Source organism: Kocuria oxytropis (genome assembly GCF_040981195.1).
Classification (GTDB): Bacteria; Actinomycetota; Actinomycetes; order Actinomycetales; family Micrococcaceae; genus Kocuria; species Kocuria oxytropis.
On sequence record NZ_JAVFXA010000059.1, the window covers coordinates 1 to 982 of the forward strand.

Consider the following 982-nt stretch of genomic DNA (forward strand, 5'->3'; position numbering starts at 1 on the left):
GGCTCCTATCCGCTCATGGCCCTGCTGCGCGGCGAGCTGCTGACCGGCCCCGGCCACGTGTCGCTGCAGGACGCGCTGGCCTACCAGTTCGTCGACCGCTCCGGGTCCGGGTCCGTGTGGGACCCCAGCTCCGAGCGCGCCGAGCTCATGCGGGACTGGCTGTTCTACGACCAGTACCTCATCGGTCTCGGCCTCGCCGCCGCCCTGTACTGCCTGCTGCACCGCCGGACGGCGTGGTTGCCCGTGGCGCTCGGCACCGCCGCGGTGCCCGTGGTGGTCGGCCAGGGCTATCTGCCGGCCATGTACATCATCGGCGTCCTGCCCTTCCTGGTCCTGGCCCTCGCCGTGGGGCTCGACGCCCTCTGGGTGGCGCTGCGCGGCTACGTGCCGTCGCTGCCGGCCGGGGAGCGCCGGTGGGCGTGGGGCTACGCGGCGGGCTGCGCGGCGCTCGTGACGCTGCTGTTCGCCGGGCAGTGGGTGGACCACGGCCGGACCGTGCTCGCCGGGGAGAACAACAAGGAGTGGACGGCGGCGCTCGAGTGGGCCCAGGACAACCTGCCGGCGGAGGACACCGTCCTGGTGCCCTACGTCCTGTGGCAGGACCTCGAGTCCGCCGGCCGGAACGACCACTGGGCCGTGGTGCCCATCGAGAAGGTCGACCTGGATCCGGAGTTCCTCCACGAGCACCCGGAGGGCGCCGACGCGATCGACTGGATCGTCACCGGGCCCAGCACCGACGACGACTACTTCGAGGACCTGGGCCTGACCATGGCCCGGGAGACGCTGGAGAGCGCCGAGCCGGTGCAGACCTTCGGGGACTGGACCATCCACCGCGTCCAGCGCCCGTAGCACCGCAGCAGCAGCCGTGCCACACGAGCCCGGGCCACGCCCGGGCCAGAGGGGAAAGAACACCATGGAACTGACCGTCATCGTGCCCACGTTCAACGAGGCGCCCAACGTCGCCGAGCTGGTCCGCAGGACC

Annotated in this window: 1 pseudogene; it reads left to right on the forward strand. The window is 72.0% G+C overall.

Annotated elements, in window-relative coordinates:
* Positions 1 to 849 (forward strand): annotated as a pseudogene (locus QYM41_RS17555) (hypothetical protein); the annotation flags it as partial.
* Between the last annotated feature and the right edge of the window lie 133 nt (positions 850 to 982).